This window comes from Arthrobacter wenxiniae, assembly GCF_013376105.1.
GTDB lineage: Bacteria > Actinomycetota > Actinomycetes > Actinomycetales > Micrococcaceae > Specibacter > Specibacter wenxiniae.
In genome coordinates, this window is record NZ_JAAMFM010000005.1 from 90108 (window position 1) to 107378 (window position 17271).

13 protein-coding genes are annotated in these 17271 nt (G+C 63.5%); 6 read left to right on the forward strand and 7 right to left on the reverse strand.

Annotated features, from left to right (window positions below; all coding sequences use genetic code 11):
- Window positions 1-235: 235 nt before the first annotated feature.
- Window positions 236-604, forward strand: coding sequence for an Hpt domain-containing protein (locus G6034_RS05605; RefSeq protein WP_176634117.1), 369 nt, complete (start codon window positions 236-238; stop codon window positions 602-604).
- 76 nt (window positions 605-680) lie between these two features.
- On the opposite strand, the gene sufU is transcribed toward G6034_RS05605, so the two are convergent.
- The 3 genes from sufU to rfbA all read right to left on the reverse strand — a co-directional run bounded on the left by sufU (window position 681) and on the right by rfbA (window position 3525).
- A complete protein-coding gene (sufU, locus tag G6034_RS05610) occupies window positions 681-1154 on the reverse strand; it encodes a Fe-S cluster assembly sulfur transfer protein SufU (RefSeq protein WP_176634118.1) in 474 nt (157 codons plus the stop codon).
- A gap of 4 nt (window positions 1155-1158) precedes the next feature.
- Window positions 1159-2472, reverse strand: coding sequence for a SufS family cysteine desulfurase (locus G6034_RS05615; RefSeq protein WP_246295323.1), 1314 nt, complete (start codon window positions 2470-2472; stop codon window positions 1159-1161).
- 192 nt (window positions 2473-2664) lie between these two features.
- Window positions 2665-3525, reverse strand: a complete 861-nt coding sequence (gene rfbA / locus G6034_RS05620) for a glucose-1-phosphate thymidylyltransferase RfbA (protein ID WP_176634119.1) — start codon at window positions 3523-3525, stop codon at window positions 2665-2667.
- A gap of 69 nt (window positions 3526-3594) precedes the next feature.
- On the opposite strand from rfbA, the gene rfbB reads away from it, so the two are divergent.
- From rfbB to G6034_RS05645, 5 genes are all read left to right on the forward strand, one after another.
- On the forward strand, window positions 3595-4650 hold the full coding sequence (gene rfbB / locus G6034_RS05625; RefSeq protein WP_176634120.1) for a dTDP-glucose 4,6-dehydratase: 1056 nt from the start codon (window positions 3595-3597) through the stop codon (window positions 4648-4650).
- An 86-nt stretch (window positions 4651-4736) separates the two neighbouring features.
- Entirely contained in the window at window positions 4737-6146 is a 1410-nt protein-coding gene (locus tag G6034_RS05630) for a sugar nucleotide-binding protein (protein WP_176634214.1), read from the forward strand.
- Window positions 6143-7348 carry an L-2-hydroxyglutarate oxidase gene (gene lhgO, locus G6034_RS05635; protein ID WP_176634121.1) on the forward strand — a complete coding sequence of 402 codons (1206 nt, stop codon included), beginning with the start codon at window positions 6143-6145 and terminating at the stop codon, window positions 7346-7348. The genes G6034_RS05630 and lhgO overlap by 4 nt, the downstream gene beginning before the upstream one ends.
- Before the next feature lie 103 nt (window positions 7349-7451).
- On the forward strand, window positions 7452-10061 hold the full coding sequence (locus tag G6034_RS05640; protein WP_176634122.1) for a WecB/TagA/CpsF family glycosyltransferase: 2610 nt from the start codon (window positions 7452-7454) through the stop codon (window positions 10059-10061).
- 207 nt (window positions 10062-10268) lie between these two features.
- Window positions 10269-12206: a DUF4082 domain-containing protein gene (locus G6034_RS05645; protein WP_176634123.1), complete on the forward strand. Its 1938-nt coding sequence runs from the start codon at window positions 10269-10271 to the stop codon at window positions 12204-12206.
- An 80-nt stretch (window positions 12207-12286) separates the two neighbouring features.
- On the opposite strand, the gene G6034_RS05650 is transcribed toward G6034_RS05645, so the two are convergent.
- From G6034_RS05650 to G6034_RS05665, 4 genes are all read right to left on the reverse strand, one after another.
- Window positions 12287-14194 (reverse strand): O-antigen ligase family protein, encoded by a 1908-nt coding sequence (locus G6034_RS05650; protein ID WP_218063617.1) that lies wholly within the window; start codon window positions 14192-14194, stop codon window positions 12287-12289.
- Between the two features lie 152 nt (window positions 14195-14346).
- The gene (locus G6034_RS05655) at window positions 14347-15096 is read right to left on the reverse strand and encodes a YveK family protein (RefSeq protein WP_176634125.1); all 750 of its coding nucleotides are present in this window, start codon (window positions 15094-15096) and stop codon (window positions 14347-14349) included.
- Between the two features lie 35 nt (window positions 15097-15131).
- On the reverse strand, window positions 15132-15971 hold the full coding sequence (locus G6034_RS05660) for a glycosyltransferase (protein ID WP_246295324.1): 840 nt from the start codon (window positions 15969-15971) through the stop codon (window positions 15132-15134).
- A 23-nt stretch (window positions 15972-15994) separates the two neighbouring features.
- Window positions 15995-17257, reverse strand: a complete 1263-nt coding sequence (locus tag G6034_RS05665) for a hypothetical protein (RefSeq protein WP_176634127.1) — start codon at window positions 17255-17257, stop codon at window positions 15995-15997.
- Window positions 17258-17271: the final 14 nt, after the last annotated feature.

A 17271-nucleotide genomic window follows, 5' to 3' on the forward strand; every position in this document is an offset into this window, starting at 1 on the left:
GCAGGTGGTCCTGACGATGGGATCAACAATCCCGCACGCGGCTCAAGGAACCACAGTCAAAACCGGGAAGATACGCGGAAGAATGGCGCAAGACTTCCTCAAGTCTGAAGACCTTGGATTCAGCCCCAAGCTTCCCGCAGCGTATGGGAAATGAGGCCCGGATCCCCTCAGCCGGCCAGCCGGGGGAACTACAGTGGGACTCTGGCAACTGCACGCGACGGGAAGGGGAACGCACATGACACGGCGATGCCCCCCGTTGATGAGCCTTGGCCAGCTGCATGACCTTGAGGACTCCCTCGGGGGAGAGACCGAGGCATGCAAGGGTTTCGTCAGCAACTTCGTGGACATGTGGACGGGCCGGTTCCAAAGGCTGTCCACGGCCATTCGCACGGAAGACCTGGACGGCGCCATGGACGCGGCCCTGAGCCTGTGCGCCGCCAGCCACATGGTCGGGGCCAAGCGCCTGGAGCAGTGCGCCGAGGAGCTGATCGGCATGCTGCGCACCGGCTGCCTGCAGCAGGCCTCCATGGCGCTGCCGTCCATGGGGCGGTGCGGGAGGGAAACCGTCCACCGCCTCGTGGAGGATTACGTCATGCGCGCGTAAGCCGCACGGGCACGTCCACATGGTGGGGCAGGGCCAAGCCGGCAACCCCGGACGTGGACGCCGTGACGGTTTCCCGCTACGCCGTCTGCCTCAGCGCATCCTCCGCGGCGACCCATGCGAGCATGGCGCACTTGACCCTGGCCGGGAACTTGGAGACTCCCGAGAGGGCGGCGGCGTCCCCCAGGATTTCCTCGTCCGCCTGCATTTTTCCGCGGGAGCGCATCACCTCGCGGAAATTGTCGATCATCCCCTGCACCTCGCCGGCGCCCAGGCCCACCACCAGCTCGCTGAGGATGGAGGCCGAGGCCATGGAGATGGAGCAGCCGTCCCCCGCCCAGTGGATCCCGGAGACCGCCCTGTCGGCACCGCCGCCGGAGGTTTCCACCCGCAGCGTGATCTCGTCACCGCACACGGGGTTGAGCTGGTGGCACTGCCCCGTGCCGGCCGGCAGGTCCTCCCCCGCCAGCTGGTGGTTCGGCAGGTCCGCTCCCCGGCGGGCCTTCGCCTGTTCAAGAATGATCTGCTGGTACAGCGAATCCAATGCACTCATGGTGTCAGTCTCCCGTGATTCCAAAGTAGGGGCGCACCCCGGCCACGGCGGCAAGGAACGCATCCACCTCGGCGGTGGTGTTGTACAGGTAGGCGCTCGCGCGGGTGGAAGCGCTGAGGCCCAGCCGGCGGTGCAGCGGCTGCGCACAGTGGTGGCCCACGCGGACGGCGACCCCGGCAGCGTCAAGGAACTGTCCGACGTCGTGCGCGTGCACGCCGTCCACCTCAAAGGCGGCCAGGCCGGCCCGGGCCGTGCCGGCGGCGGGTCCCAGCACGCGGATGCCGGGGATGGCCTCCAGCCCAGCCACCATGCGCTGGCCAAGGGCCGCCTCCCAGGCGTGGATGCGGTCCATGCCGGTCTCGCTGAGGTAGTTGACGGCGGCGGCAAAGGCGGCTGCCTGCGAGATGGGCTGGGTGCCGGCCTCAAAACGCTGCGGCGAAGGCAGGTAAGCGGCGTGCTCCATGGTGACGGTGGTGATCATGGAGCCCCCGGTCAGGAACGGCGGCATGGCGTCGAGCAGCTCGGCGCGGCCGTAGACGGCGCCGATGCCTGTGGGGGCGAGCATCTTGTGGCCGGAGAACACGGCAAAGTCCACGTCCAGGGCCTTCACGTTCAGGCCCAGGTGGGGAGCGGACTGGCAGGCGTCGAGCACCACCAGGGCGCCGACGTCGTGCGCCATCCGAGCCAGCTCCACCACGGGGTTGATGACGCCGGTGACGTTGGAGACGTGGGTGAAGGAGAACACCTTGGTGCGGGAGGTGAACAGCGCGGCGGCGGCCTCCATGTCGAGCAGGCCGTCGTCCATGATGGGGATGAACTTCAGCGTGGCCCCCGTGCGCCGGCACAGTTCCTGCCACGGGACCAGGTTGGCGTGATGTTCCATCTCGGTCACCAGCACCTCGTCGCCGGGCCCCACGGCGAACTGCCGGGCTTCCGGCGTGACGTCGCCCGTGCTCGCGTTGCCAAAGGAGTAGGCGATCAGGTTCAGTCCCGCCGTGGCGTTTGCCGTCCAGACCAGCTCGTTGTCCGCCGCCCCGACAAAGGCGGCCACGGTGGAGCGGGCGTCCTCGAAGACATCGGTGGCCGCGACGGCGAGGGTGTGGGCGCCGCGGTGCACGGCGGAGTTGCGCTGCTCGTAGAACTCCTGCTCGGCCTCCATGACGCTGACGGGCTTTTGCGAGGTGGCGCCGGAGTCCAGGTACACGAGCGTGTTGCCGTTGACCTGTTGGTCAAGGATGGGGAAGTCGTTGCGGATGCGGCGCACTTCCACGTCCGTCAGCGGTCCGTCGTGGAAGTGGTCAGCGGAAGTCGAAACCAAAACGCATGCTCCTTAAGCGCAGTGCCTGGCCGGGACCGGCCGGGCAGCCGGATTGAAACAAAAAAGGCTGGGCCACAGGGGCGGCACCAAATAAGTCATATCCGACGCACTTAATTATCGCACCGATTGGGCGTCCGCCGGTCCGGGTGCCCGCTGGCTGACCCGCGGGCGAGCCGCGGGTCAGACCACGCGTCAGCCCAGGAGCTGCAGCAGGTAGGCGCCGTAGCCGCTTTTGACGAGTTTTTCGGCGCGTTGGCGGAGTTCGTCGTCGCTGAGGAAGCCCTGGCGCCAGGCCACTTCCTCCGGCGCCCCGATCTTCAGGCCCTGCCGGCTTTCCACGGTCCGCACAAAGGTGGAGGCGTCGTTGAGGTCGCTGAAGGTTCCGGTGTCCAGCCAGGCGGTGCCGCGGGGCAGCAGTTCGACGTGAAGGTCCCCGCGTTCGAGGTAGGCGCGGTTCACGTCGGTGATTTCCAGTTCCCCGCGGGGCGAGGGCCTGAGCTCCTTGGCGATGGCGATGACGTCGTTGTCGTAAAAGTACAGGCCGGGCACGGCGTAGTTGCTGCGGGGCTTGGCCGGTTTTTCCTCCAGCGAGACCACCTTGCCGGCGGCGTCGAAGTCGACCACGCCGTAGGCGGCGGGGTCCTTGACCCAGTAGCCGAAGATGGAGCCGCCGCTGAGGTATTCGTGCTTTTGCAGCTGGGTGCCCAGGCCGGGGCCGTAGAAGATGTTGTCGCCCAGCACCAGGGCCACTGTCTGATGGCCGATGTGCTCCTCGCCGAGGATGAAGGCCTGTGCCAGTCCGTCCGGGGAGGGCTGCTGCCTGTAGGTGAGGTTGACCCCGAACTGGGACCCGTCGCCCAGGAGGCGCTGGAACTGCCCGGCGTCGTGCGGGGTGGTGATGACCAGGATGTCGCGGATGCCCGCCAGGATCAGGGTGGAGAGCGGGTAGTAGATCATCGGCTTGTCATAGACGGGCACCAGCTGCTTGCTGATGCCCAGGGTGATCGGATGAAGCCGCGAGCCCGTGCCCCCGGCGAGAATAATTCCACGCATAGCTGCCGTCCTGCCCGTTCCGTGTCGAGCCCCGCTGTACCGCAGGCGGACCGGCGCTACGCTGGGGTCATGCAGAGAATCCTTGTCACCGGCGGGGCCGGGTTTATTGGGTCCAACTTTGTCCACTATGTCATGGAGCACACGGACTGTGCAGTGACCGTGCTGGACAAGTTGACGTATGCGGGGAACCGGGGGTCGCTGGCCGGGCTGGACGCGGGCCGGTTCTCGCTGGTGGTGGGTGACATTTGTGATGCGGCCCTGGTTGATTCACTGGTGGCGGGGGTGGACGCCGTGGTCCATTACGCGGCGGAGTCCCACAATGACAATTCCCTGGCGGACCCGTCACCGTTTGTGCAGACCAACCTGGTGGGGACGTTCACGCTGTTGGAGGCGGTGCGCCGGCACGGCACCCGCTTCCACCACATTTCCACCGACGAGGTCTACGGGGACCTGGCCCTGGATGAGCCGGAGCGGTTCACGGAGGCCACCGCGTACAACCCCTCGAGCCCGTATTCGGCCACGAAGGCCGGCTCGGACCTGCTGGTGCGGGCCTGGGTGCGTTCCTTCGGGATCAACGCGACCATCAGCAACTGCTCGAACAACTACGGCCCGTACCAGCACGTGGAGAAGTTCATCCCGCGCCAGATCACCAACGTCATTGACGGGATCCGGCCCCGGCTTTACGGGGCGGGGGTGAACGTGCGGGACTGGATCCACGCCGAGGACCACTCCTCGGCGGTGCTGGCGATCCTTCAGCGCGGCGCGGCCGGGGAAACGTACCTCATCGGGGCCGACGGGGAGCACAACAACCAGGATGTGATCCAACGGATCCTTACCGCCATGGGCCAGGACCCCGGCGCGTACGACCACGTCACGGACCGGCCCGGCCACGACCTGCGCTACGCGATCGACCCCACCCGGCTGCGCACCGAGCTGGGCTGGGCGCCGGCCTACGCCGACTTCGACGCCGGCCTGGCCGCGACCATCGCCTGGTACCGGGAGCACGAGGCCTGGTGGCGGCCGCAAAAGGCCGCCACCGAGGCCGGCTACGCCCGCCGCGGCGAACAGGTCCGGGTCCCCGCCTCCGCGGGGCCGGCCCCCTCGGGCCGGGAGGGCCGCCCGTGAGCCGGCATGCCGGCCCCGGACCGGCCACGGACGGGCCCGGGGCCGGCAGTCCCGCGCCCGGGGGCGGCGCCCCCGCCGCGGGGCCGGTGTTCGGCAAGGCCCTGGCCGCCCGGCCCACCCCGATTCCCGGCGTCCTGCTGTTTGACCTGCCCGTGCACGGGGACAGCCGGGGCTGGTTCAAGGAGAACTGGCAGCGGGAGAAGATGGCGGCCGCCGGGCTGCCGGATTTCGGGCCGGTGCAAAACAACATCTCCTTCAACGAAACGGCCGGCACCACCCGGGGCATCCATGCCGAGCCGTGGGACAAGTTCATCTCCGTCGCCACCGGGTCCGTGTTCGGCGCCTGGGTGGACCTGCGCGCCGGGGACTCCTTCGGGGCCGTGTTCACCGCCGTGATCGACCCCTCCACCGCCGTCTTCGTCCCGGCCGGGGTCGGCAACGCCTTCCAAACCCTGCAGGACAACACGGCCTACAGCTACCTCGTCAACGACCACTGGTCCCCCAAGGCCAAGTACACCTTCCTGAACCTGGCCGACGAGACCGTGAACATCCCCTGGCCCATCCCGCTGGAGGGCGCCGAGGTCTCCGCGAAGGACCGCGCCCACCCCCGCCTGTCCGGGGTGGACCCCGTGCACGGGAAACGCACCCTGGTCCTGGGCGCCAACGGCCAGCTCGGCCGCGCCCTGCAGGGGCTCTACCGCGGGGAGGCGGGCGTGGACTTCCTCACCCGCACCGAACTGGACCTCGCCGCCCCGGATCCCTTCGCCGGGATTGATTTCTCCCGCTATGACACCGTCATCAACGCCGCCGCGTACACCTCCGTGGACGCCGCCGAAACCCCCGCCGGGCGCGCCGCTGCCTGGGCCGTGAACGCCACCGCCGTCACCATGCTGGCTCGGGCCTGCACCGAACACCGCACCACCCTGGTCCAGCTCTCCAGCGACTACGTCTTCGACGGCACCGTAAAGGTCCACGGCGAGGACGAACCCCTCTCCCCCCTGGGCGTCTATGGCCAGTCCAAGGCCGCCGGGGACACCGCCGCGGCGACCACGCCGCGCCACTACCTCCTGCGCACCAGCTGGGTCATCGGCGAGGGCAGCAACTTCGTCAACACCATGGCCGCCCTCGCCGCCCGCGGCATCGAGCCCCAGGTCGTCAACGACCAGCACGGCCGGCTGACCTTCACCGAGGACCTCGCCGCCGCCATCCACCACCTCCTGACCACCGGCGCGCCCCACGGCACCTACAACGTCTCCAACACCGGCCCCGTCCAAACCTGGGCCGACATCGCCGCCGACACCTATGAACTCCTCGGCCACCCCCGCACCATGGTCACCGGCATCCCCGCCGCCCGATACTTCGCCGACAAACCCAATGCCGCGCCACGCCCCACCCACAGCACCCTCAACCTCAGCAAACTCCAAGACACCGGCTACACCCCGCCCCCCGCCCAGCAACGCCTCGCCCAGCACCTCAACGCACGGCGGGAACCGTGACGGGGGCCAAGGCCGCCGTCGTCGGCGGGGGGATCATCGGCACCGCCGTGGCGAGGGAGCTGCTGCTGGGCGGAACGGCGTCGGAAGTGACCTTGTTTGAGAAGGAGGCGGAGCTGTCCTTCCACCAGACGGGGCACAACAGCGGGGTGGTCCATGCCGGCCTCTACTACGAGCCCGGCGGCCTGAAGGCCACGCTTTGCCGACGGGGCGTGGGCCTGCTGCGGGATCTTGCGGCGCGGCGCGACGTCCCGTTTGAGGAATGCGGGAAGGTGGTGGTGGCACGGGACGCGGCGGAACTGGAGCGGCTGCGCGCCATCTTCAAGCGCGCCGTCGCCAACGGGGTCCCGGGCGTCCGGATGGTTGACGGCAGCGAGCTGGCCGACATAGAGCCGCACGCCGTGGGGGTCGCCGCCCTCCACTCCCCCACGACCGCCATCACCGACTACCGGGCCGTCACTGCGGCGCTGGCCAGCGAGTTCACCGAGGCCGGCGGGGTTGTCCGGCTCGGCAGCCGGGTCCAGGCATTGGCGGAGACCGGCACGGGGGTGCGCGTTGAACTGGACGCCGGGCTGGAGGACTTTGACCTTGTCATCAACTGCGCCGGGCTGCAGTCGGACCGGTTGGCAAAGAACTCAGGGGACGCCCGCGAGCCGCGGATTGTGCCGTTCTTCGGCGAGTACTTCCTGCTGCGGCCCGAACGGAGCGGGCTGGTCAACGGACTCATCTACCCGGTCCCCGATCCCCGCTACCCGTTTCTGGGCGTGCACCTGACCAGGCGAGTGGACGGGGCTGTCATGGTGGGTCCCAATGCCTTCCTGGCCGGCGGGCGTGAGGCCTACCGCGGCCTGCAGTTCTCCCCTTCCGACCTGGCCGAGGTGGCAGGCTTCCCCGGATTCTGGCGCTTCGCCGCCGGGAACGTGCCTGCCGCGGTCCGCGAGGTGCGCACCGTGCTGAGCAGGCGCGCCTTTGTTGGTGCGGCGAGGGCCTATGTGCCGGAGCTGGCCGTGGCCGACGTCGTTCCCGGCCACCGGGGCATCCGCGCCCAGGCGATGAACGCCGACGGCGGCCTGGTGGACGACTTTGTCATCACCGGCACCCGGCGGATCCTGCACGTGCGCAACGCCCCGTCCCCGGGGGCGACGTCGTCCATGGCGATTGCCGAACATGTGGTGCAGCAGGTGGCGGGGAGGCTGGCGGGATGATCGTTGCCTCGTTGCCCATCATGAGGCTAAATGCTCGATTGTTACTTCGGCGCATCCCCAGAATAGGTTGCGCCGCCCATTTCGCCCACCGTGAAGGTACCGTATGAGCATGAACCCGGGGAGCCATGGCAGGATATCGCTGAGTGGGATAGACGTGGACCTGCTTGAATTGAACGAGGCCGTTGCGACAATATCGTCGCGGGCCCGCGCGGCCTCCGGCACGCCCCTGGGCGTCGTGTCGGTCAATCTGGACCATGTCCATCATTTTGGTCCAGGCCAGCGCTGGCACGGGACGCTTGACGGCAAGGATTTTCTCTACCTGCTTGATGGCGCGCCCCTCGTCGCACAGACGGCTCGCAAAACCGGGCGGATCTGGCCGAGGCTGGCCGGCAGTGACATCATCAATCCCCTTTTGGACGATGCTGAGCGCCACGGTGTGCGGGTTGGCTTTCTCGGCGGCACTACAGAAACCCACGAGCAGCTCAAGGCGACACTGGCCCGGGCGCGACCCGATCTGGCGGTCTCCGGCTGGTGGGCCCCCGAGCGAAGTGCCATCTCTGATCCGGACAGGTCCATCGCTCTGGCCGAAGACATCAGGGCAGCGAATACCCAACTTTTGTTGGTGGGCCTGGGCAAGCCGCGTCAGGAACTGTGGATGGCCCGCTATGGACATCTGACCGGCGCCGGTGCACTGCTGGGATTCGGAGCGGCCGTCGACTTTCTTGCCGGGCGTGTGGCGAGGGCACCACAGTGGGTCAGCAAGCACGGCCTGGAATGGGCTTGGCGCCTGTCCAAGGAACCCGTCCGAATGGGCCGTCGCTATCTGGTGGATGGCCCAGTCGCCTATCTTGCCGTGCGCCGCGACCGGCCGGCCGTACGACCGGCCGCCCTCGAAACCGATTTGCCCTCGACGGTGCCGGACTTGAAAACTCCGCTGACCCCGGGGGTATTTAGCGGCCCGGACAAACACGTTGCCGTTACCGTCCTGGTCGTCACCTACAACAACGACCGCGACATCACCCGGCTGGTGTCCACTCTCAGAGCCGAAACGTACGATCAGACGATTCGCGTCGTCGTGGTCGACAACTCCCCGTCCAACGGCACCTTGATGGCGCTGGAGGCGCACAAAGACATCACCAGCCTCTCGACCGGAGGGAACCTCGGGTATGCCGGAGGCATCAACGTTGCCGCCACCAAGGCGGGAAGCACGGACACCCTGCTGATCCTTAACCCCGACTTGGCCGTCGAGCGCGGGGCAATCAAGACCATGCTGGCCCGGCTTTACGAGTCCAAGGCCTGCGCCGTCGTCCCCCGGCTGCAAGACGACGACGGAAGCACCTATCATTCACTGCGGCGCGAGCCGACATTGGGCCGACATCTAGGTGATGCGGCCTTCGGTTCACACGTGCCGTCCCGCCCGAGCTGGTTGTCGGAGACCGACGCTGACGCCGAAAGCTACCAGCATCCTCATCGGGTCGACTGGGCGACGGGAGCCGCCATCCTCGTCCGGGCAGACACAGCTGCATCGGTGGGCCCCTGGGACGAGAAGTATTTTCTGTACTCGGAAGAAACGGACTACTGTCGGCGTCTCCGACAACTCGGTGGCTCAATTTGGTTCGAACCCCAGGCAATCATGCGGCACTCCCGGGGCGGATCGGGGTCCTCCGCCAAGCTCACTGCGCTTTTGGAAGTCAACAAGGTGCGCTACGCGGCCCGGCACCACTCAAAACCCTATGCAATCGCGGTCCGTGCCATTAGGGCCGCTGGCGCGGTGGCCCGCATTTGGCAACCGGGGCAACGACGTGCGGCTGCGGCCCTAATGGGATTGGAAGATTGGAGCCTGTTGCCGCAGTGCGTTCCCGCCGCGTCAAGGCCTACAGCAACTGCAGACGGTTTTCCGTCAGGGAGCGTCATCATCCCCGCCCACGATGAAGCCTCTGTCATTGCCAGGACCCTGGCACCACTGGCAACCCTGGCCGCATCCGGCGTCCTGGAAGTAATCGTGGCATGCAACGGCTGCACGGATGCAACCGCGGAAATCGCCAGGTCCTTCCCCGGCGTCAAGGTCCTGGACCTCAGCGCACCTTCCAAAGTGGCCGCACTGAATGCAGCAGATGCTGCTGCCACCCGTTGGCCGCGCTTGTATTTGGATGCCGACATAGAAGTGACGGCGGAGGCCGTAGGCGAACTTTTCGATGCGATGGGAGTCACCGGCCCTCTCGCGGCCCGCCCGGAGTACCGGTACGAAACCACCGACGCTGACTTTTGGGTCCGGGCATACTATCGCGCTCGCAACCGGATCCCGCAGCTGCACAATCACCTATGGGGCGCGGGCGCCTACGCCCTCACCGAAGCGGGGCATGGGCGCTTTGACCAATTCCCCGCCGTTACCGGCGATGACGCGTTTGTCGACTCCCTCTTCTCAGCGGCCGAGAAGTCCGTAATTCCGACCACGCCGGCCGTGGTGCGCACGCCCACAACGGCGGGTTCCCTGCTACTGACCCTGAACCGCATCTACCGCGGAAACCGTGAACTGTCCGGGAATCTCAAGGCAGAATCTACTTTGCGTCCGTTGCTGGCCAGCGTCCGTGGACCTCGGAGCGGCGTTGATGCATTGGTTTACGGCAGCTTTGCCGTCATTGGAAAGCTGCGGAGCATGCAAGCATCACACGCCCTCAAAGGCTGGGAACGCGACAACAGCAGTCGCGTGTAGGAGCCTGCCAGTCGGCTGGAAAGTGGTGTCTCGACACCACCCAGCGCCGTTATGAAAACGCAATCATGTTACGATTTCATCTCGGGGAAGGTTTTGTAGGTCTCAGCTCATCACACACCCAGGAATGCCCCTATGCAAAATTACCGTCCGTTACATGGTCCGGCAAAGCCGGCAGTCCGACGAATGTCCGCCCTTCGACGGCCACTGGTGGCGATTGCCGGTGTCTCCACCCTGGCGTTGCTTCTTCCCGCCTTTGCGGTGGCTGCCACGATATCGGCACCTGCGCCGGCGTCGGCGAAGGCTTCGTCGGTCACCATCCTTTCGTCTGTGACTCCCAGAACCGTCACTGACCCCGACAGGGTCTCCGTTGAATTGGGAGCACGCTTCTCGAGCTCAGTCGACGGAAAAGTATCTGCAATTCGCTTCTACAAGGGACCGCAAAATACCGGCCCCCACCCGGTCACGCTCTGGAGCGGTGCCGGCAAGAAACTGTCCTCGGCGGTCATGGAGCCGTCAAAGGAATCCAAGAGCGGATGGCTGACCGTTTCCCTGTCTTCACCTGTGGCCATCAAGAAGGGCCAAAATTATGTGGCCTCCTATGTGGCCCCGCACGGCGCATACTCGGCGGACGAACAGGGACTCTCGAAAGCCAAGACCCACGGCCCCCTTACCATTCCGTCGGCCGGCGGCGTTTACGCGTACGGCAATGGCGGCAGGTTCCCGACGAACACCTACAAGAATTCCAACTACTACGTCGACGTAGTGTTCACTCCCGGCTCGGGGACGGCGACGCCCACCCCTGTCACCGCACCCAAACCGACGACCGCGCCCACGACGGCACCAACGACAGCGCCAACGACAGCGCCGACCGGGACGCCCTCGACGGCACCGACGACAGCGCCGACGACAGCACCGACGACAGCGCCCACCGGGACGCCCACGACGGCACCCGCAGGTGCATCGAGTGTGCCCGGGACCCTCAACCTTCCCAGAATTCCATGGGAAGGCGGTTCGGCATACTGGAAGCAGTTCCCCAAAGCCAATGCAGCCGGTTGGTCCGATCCGAGCTTCTTCCCGATTGTTGCTTGGTACGACGGCATGAGCACGAACGCCGAAGCCCAATATGACAAGAAGGTGGGCATCAACACCTATATTGGCATGGATGCGTCCACACCCTACAGCCTGTTCAAGGACAACAATCAATTCTGGATTGGCGGCAAGCTGAACAGCAGCTTCACCGATTCCAGCACAAACTGGGTTGGAAACTTTCTTGACGACGAGGTCGACGGTCGGTTCACCCCCGCTGAAGGCCGCAAGCACCTGCAGGCGCTTGTGGACGCAAGCAAAGGCAACGGCCGCTTCAACTACGCCAACTTCACCCAGATGGTCATGAGTGGCGACATGAACCAGGCTGATGCCCAGGCATATGTAAACAACTACACGGATGCCGTCTCTTTGGACATGTACTGGTACACAGTCCCGTTCTGCAGCTGGACCCCCTTCCGACAGAACTACATCACGCCGGTGACACAGGCCAACTGCCGAACTGCTTCAAGCTACGGCAAAACGATGGCGTCATTGCGCAAGCAAGATGCTGCTGATGGCAAATTGCAGTCCCCGTGGCAATTCGTCGAGTTGATGAACGGCGGCCCCGGCGGGGGTCCTTTCACGGCCAACGTCACGCCTGCGCAACTCAAGGGTTCCGTCATGGATTCCATCATTAATGAGGCACGCGGGCTGGTGTACTTCAACCAGAGTCTCTCCGGACCCTGCCAGTCGAGCAATATCATTCGCCAGTCGCAGGTCACACCGAGCTTCTGCGGAAATGCCCAGGTTGCCGCTGCCACCCAGGTGAACGCGCAGATCCGGGCGTTGGCGCCGGTATTGAACACCCAGTCCTACAAGTATTCGTTTGGGACGGGGCTTGACACCATGCTCAAGACCTATAATGGCGCTGCATACATATTCGCCATGGTGGACGGGAATTCTTCTCCTGGAGGCCGCACCTTCCAGCTTCCGGCGGACATCAAGGCATCGTCCGTCCAGGTAGTAGACGAGAACCGGACAATATCGGTTGATGCCAAGGGCAAATTCACGGATTCCTTCCCGAGTGAATCCAGTTACCACATTTATAAGATTGGGTAATTAGAATCTCAGCGGGCGGCCGTGGGGGGGTGATTGGTTGGTGGCCAAATCACCGCCCCACGGCCATCCGCATTTGACGTCTAGCCCGAGGCCTTGCTCCCTGGAACACGAACCTGCCGGCTGGAACGCCGCCCCTTATGGATGCGATGCAGTCGGGCCCTGGCATGGGCAGCAATCGTATCAAAGAGGAAGGCCGCCCCCACCGATAGTCCCAGCGCCAGCAGGCCGGCTCCGACTACGGCGTATTTGCCCCGTGCCGACAGGTAGGCAACTCCGACCGCATCGGGCTGAACTGTTATCTGGGATTTGGACCAGACACCTAGTTCCTTCTGATTCTCGATGGCGATGGCGGAGATACCTTTGGTAATTTCCTCCGCGGCGGCCATCACGTCGTCTCGATTTTGTTTGACAATTTCCACGGTGACGGTCGGACGGTTAAAATTGGTTTGCCATTGGCCGCCCGCATTGGGTAAATAAACTGCTTGCGCATCACGCAATCCGGTACCGTAAAGGGGCGCGCGAGTGGGCAGTATGGGCGCATTCGGATGTTCGGACACGTACATGCGCTCCACCAATGCCGCATATTTGACCACGGAAGAAGGCTCCGTTCGGAGCGGGTTGTGCTTTGTCGCACCGGCGGGAGCGACAAAATGCAAGTCAAATTCTGCGTAGTAGACACCCGGGACGGACCATGCCAAGACTGTCGCGGGAATGGCCAGCAATAAGACGACTGTTGCTACATACCACCTGCGTCGCATTATTGCTCCCGCACGCCGAACGCCGCGGCCGTCCCCGCCCGTGGTGCGCCCGGGCCCTTGGACCATTTCCTCTGGCGACTGCAGGTTCCAGTGCGCGCCGCAAAGTCCGATCGCAAGAAACAACATCCCGACGGCCTGCGGGAAGTGAAATGCGTCGAAAAACGCACAGAGCAAGGCGCCAGCCAGGACGGCTCCTGCCAGTGCCGGACCAAGTGCATCAAGCACGGGATCCGTCCCGTGACGGCGCCGAAATAGCGTTGTCACGATGGCTGTGAGCACGACCCCCAGAAAGGCGGCAAGCCCAATAATGCCGGTCTCGATCAACAGCCCTATGTATTGATTGTCAAAGATGCGGTAGGAAGGCCCGAGTGTACCTGCGCCCCTGCCGAACCAGGGTGAAATGGACAAATAGCTGCCCACGACTGCGTAGCTGTCGGTGCGTGATGCCACGGACGGATCCCCGCCGGAAAACATGCCCAAAAGAGTACCGGCGAGTCCCGGTACCAGAAAATACATGGCCACCAGGCCTAGCCCTCCAACCCACATCGCACGAATTCGAAACGACCGCTTCCATGTCGGGACGAGGAGGACCAGTGATGCCACGACGCCCAACAAGGCCGAGCGAGTCACGGAAACCAGGGCTGCCATGAGAATCGCCACCGCGGGGAACCAGCGCTTCAAGCGCATGAGCGCTCGGTCGCTGATTCCAAGGGTCAATGCCAAGGGGAGAATCATCGACAAGACTGCGGCATATTCCAGGGTATGGCGGGCTGTTGCCTCCGGACGGACAAAGCCGCCCCGGGTGTCAATTCCTTCGGCCCCTCCGGAAGAGAGGCCAGGAATGGGGACCATGTCGACAAAATTGTGCCCCGTCATGAACTGGGCAAATCCGAGCACTGCATAGCAGCCTCCCAGAAAAGCGATTCGTCGAAGGACCGCCAGGAAGCGTTCGCGATCGCGCAGCCCATCGACGCCAACCAGTACCACTCCTGCATATGAGGCCACACTGAGAAGTTGCATATTTGAAGCGTTTGAATCGACAAACGGCAACACTGACAACGTCGACACTACATAGCTGGCTAAAACGCTCAACACGAAGACATACAAAGCAATGCGGACCGGCTGGCTGCGGTGCAGCCCCGGAGTTCGGGGTGTGCGCAGGTGGTGCCACACCCACCACAACAGCATTCCAAGACCAAAGAGGGTTGATGGCGATCCCGCCGCGCCCAACGGACCAATCCCTCGGTCAGAGGGTATCACCAGAAGCAGGACAAGATAAGTTGTCAGCACCGAGGCAGCGTCAGGTCCCCGGAGCCTGGAAGCCGACCTGGCGGCTTCAGGCATCGGCTCAATGGACACCACTGATGGCGATGACCGGTTGCTCACGGACGAACGTCACCTGCGGGAATGCGCAGCTTTCTTGTCTGCAGCTCAGGCGTCACGTCAGGCGCGACCGTGACAGCATTGTCGGTCCTGGAATGATGACTGAGCAGGGCGGTAAATTCGCCGTCCACCCCCTTGGCGGTTCGTTGCGCACGTTTGCGCGACATCAGCCTGTCGAGCAGTCCCGTCAACAACAACGTTGCAGCGAGACCACCAACGCCGGCCATGACCGTCATTTGCAACTGCTTCTTGGCAACCTTTGTTGGTTCAGTGACTGCAGACAGTTGGAGCACGCTGATCATGGAAGCAGGAGGAACATTTTGGGCTACCTGTAATTGCTTGAGCGTAGCGGGTACAAGTGACTCGCCGGCGTTGAGCAGCGACATGGCAGCCTCCGGCGATCCCGCGGTGACCGTCATGGTCATAATGGGACCTGTAGTAGTGGCATCTGGCGCCACCGTTAGCTGCGAATGCGGATACTTCTCCAGTAGCGGCCCTGAAACTTCCGGTGATGCCACCTTGACCTGGAGCACTCCGAGCGCCTGTTCCAGGCCACCAAGGTAGAGATACGGATTGTCACCCACCGTAACTGCCACCTTTGGTGGTATCAATGTCATGCTTGCATCTGCTTCATAGGTTGGTGAGACCATGCCGAAAACGAAATACGTGCCCATACCAGTCAAAAGCAGACCAACAACGACAAAATACCATCGCCGCAGACAACTCGTTAACACGTCGCGAACTAGCATTCTTGAGCCCCTTCCTCTTTGTCGATGTGTTCTTTCTACACACGTGACCGTCCGGCCACAAGGACCTTGATCCGATCGAGACCTTTCTTTCCTCCTATCAGCAGAATCATTTTCTTTGCAATTGCCCGCGGCATTTCACGAGCGGCCCTTAAAGGTGCCCAAAATCCACGATCCACGATCAAACTGGCGGTCGTGGGGGTCGCAACACCGTCCAGCCCGCAGGGAAACAACCGAAGGTACTTTTCCGGACCCACCAAAGTGCCCTTGATCCGGTTGCTGACGTTGCCATTGTGAACAACCTGCAGCCAGCCGGGTTCTCCCCCGACTGGGCGAACGTCCATCGATCCGCCCAGCCGGTCGTGCCAATCGGACCAGCAGGTCACGGCGCCGGACCAGTTCTCACTGACTGAGGCAAATGCATTGTGCGGGTCATGACGCCGGTACAGGTTCATGCCCGAACGAATCAGCCCATTCGAGAGGTATATCGCGCAGCGGCCGCCCTCGCCCACTTGGGCCTGAAGGCGCTCGACGAAGTCATGCGCAACGGCATCGTCATTGTCCAAATTGGTGGTCAACAGGACATCGGTGTCGTCCCCTGCCACCTCCCGAATGTCGGACAGAAGGTCCGTCCGTGGGACCGAATCCCGGTAGATGGCGGCAAAGGTTCCGCTCATGGCCAACTCGGCGACACGGGCCTTGAGCCATGGCGGACTCTGCGTGTCAAAATACACAATCCAGTTGAATTCGCTTTTGGACTGCGCTTGGACACTTGGCAGGCAAAAGCGTTCAAACAGCTCCTGTCTTTCCCGCAGCCACCCGTCCTTCGCCCGCACCATGCTCTCCACACCGGGAGTAGGGAGGTTGAAACGGGTCAAGAGAACGTGCGTAAGACTTGGCGTCATATCTTCACCTTGTAAATGTGGTAGCTAAATTCATGGTCAAACCGGTCTGTGAAGTGTCCATCACTTTGCACGGGCAGTACGCGGCCCTCGTCCAGGACCTCAACCGTCTTCCCGCCGACACCCGGCGGCAGTTTAAAGGAACGGTCGCCAGGATTCGACGCACCGTCGAGCATTGCGAAAACATAGGTACTGCCGTTGTACACCTTGAGCATTGTGTCCAATCCCTCACCAAAGTTCCATTCGTACGATTGGGTGTTGATTACTGGCGCCAACGACCGAATCATTGTGTTGACGCGCTTGACTGCCTGGACTTGGGCGTCGCCGCAAAAACCTGGAACCACTTGGGCGTCTCGAAACACATTTCCGGACTTACAGGGGCCTGACAGGCTTTGGTTGAAATATACTATCCCCCGGGCCTCGTGGATGATCGAGCTGAATACGGCTCCCTGCAGCTGTTCCGGCGTTATGTAGGCACCGAAAGTATCGGGCCTGTCCGCTCCCGTCATGTTCTCCACGAAGGCCCAAAGCGGCGCCAGCTTGCCATCGGAGGCATCCCGTTGGCGCAGCGCCGTAATTGTTTTGCCATAGCTGGATGCTGTGCGGCAGTGGTCCGCGGCGATGGGTGAAATTAATACATTTCGGTACGGCAGCTGCGAGCATTGGGGAATTGTGTACCAGTATTTGTCCACCGATACAACATTGGCATAGTCGTTGACATACTGTTCGGAGTCCTTTGCGGGCAAGTCACCCTCAACGACCATGGAGGTGAAGTTCGCATAGGAAAAGAATCCGGGGGGAACCTTGGCAGCCAACGCCTGCAGATGGCTGCGGCCTTCAGCCGGGGGAAAGCGCCCGTCGACTTCGTCGTCGAGAAAATACCCGACCCAATTCGGCGTGGACGGGGTAAATGTAGCATTGAGCGGCCCCCCAATCCAGTACATGCCGGCTGCATCGAGCAACGCCGAATCGACTGTAGCGGGCATTCCAACATAAGTATTGATGCCCAGTGATTTGTCGAAGTCTGTTTCGCTGGCGTTGGATACGCTGTCATACCAGGCCACTATCGGGAAAAAGGACAGATTGGTCCATCCTGCCTTTTCTGCTTTGGCAAAGTTTCCCCAATAGGACGGGCCGCCTTCCCAAGGGATCCTAGGCAGGATCAAATCAGCACCGCCTGCCCCTGGATCCAGTCGAGAATCTTCCCTGGTGCCGCCGGCCAGAACATATACCGCCAAAATTGCGACGACCATGGCTGCCATACGCCATGGCCGCA

Coding starts and splice junctions, on each gene's coding strand:
- G6034_RS05605 (WP_176634117.1), top strand. CDS start 236: ATGACACGGCGATGCCCCCCGTTGATGAGCCTTGGCCAGCTGCATGAC.
- sufU (WP_176634118.1), bottom strand. CDS start 1,154: ATGAGTGCATTGGATTCGCTGTACCAGCAGATCATTCTTGAACAGGCG.
- rfbA (WP_176634119.1), bottom strand. CDS start 3,525: ATGCGTGGAATTATTCTCGCCGGGGGCACGGGCTCGCGGCTTCATCCG.
- rfbB (WP_176634120.1), top strand. CDS start 3,595: ATGCAGAGAATCCTTGTCACCGGCGGGGCCGGGTTTATTGGGTCCAAC.
- G6034_RS05640 (WP_176634122.1), top strand. CDS start 7,452: ATGAGCATGAACCCGGGGAGCCATGGCAGGATATCGCTGAGTGGGATA.
- G6034_RS05655 (WP_176634125.1), bottom strand. CDS start 15,096: ATGCTAGTTCGCGACGTGTTAACGAGTTGTCTGCGGCGATGGTATTTT.
- G6034_RS05665 (WP_176634127.1), bottom strand. CDS start 17,257: ATGGCAGCCATGGTCGTCGCAATTTTGGCGGTATATGTTCTGGCCGGC.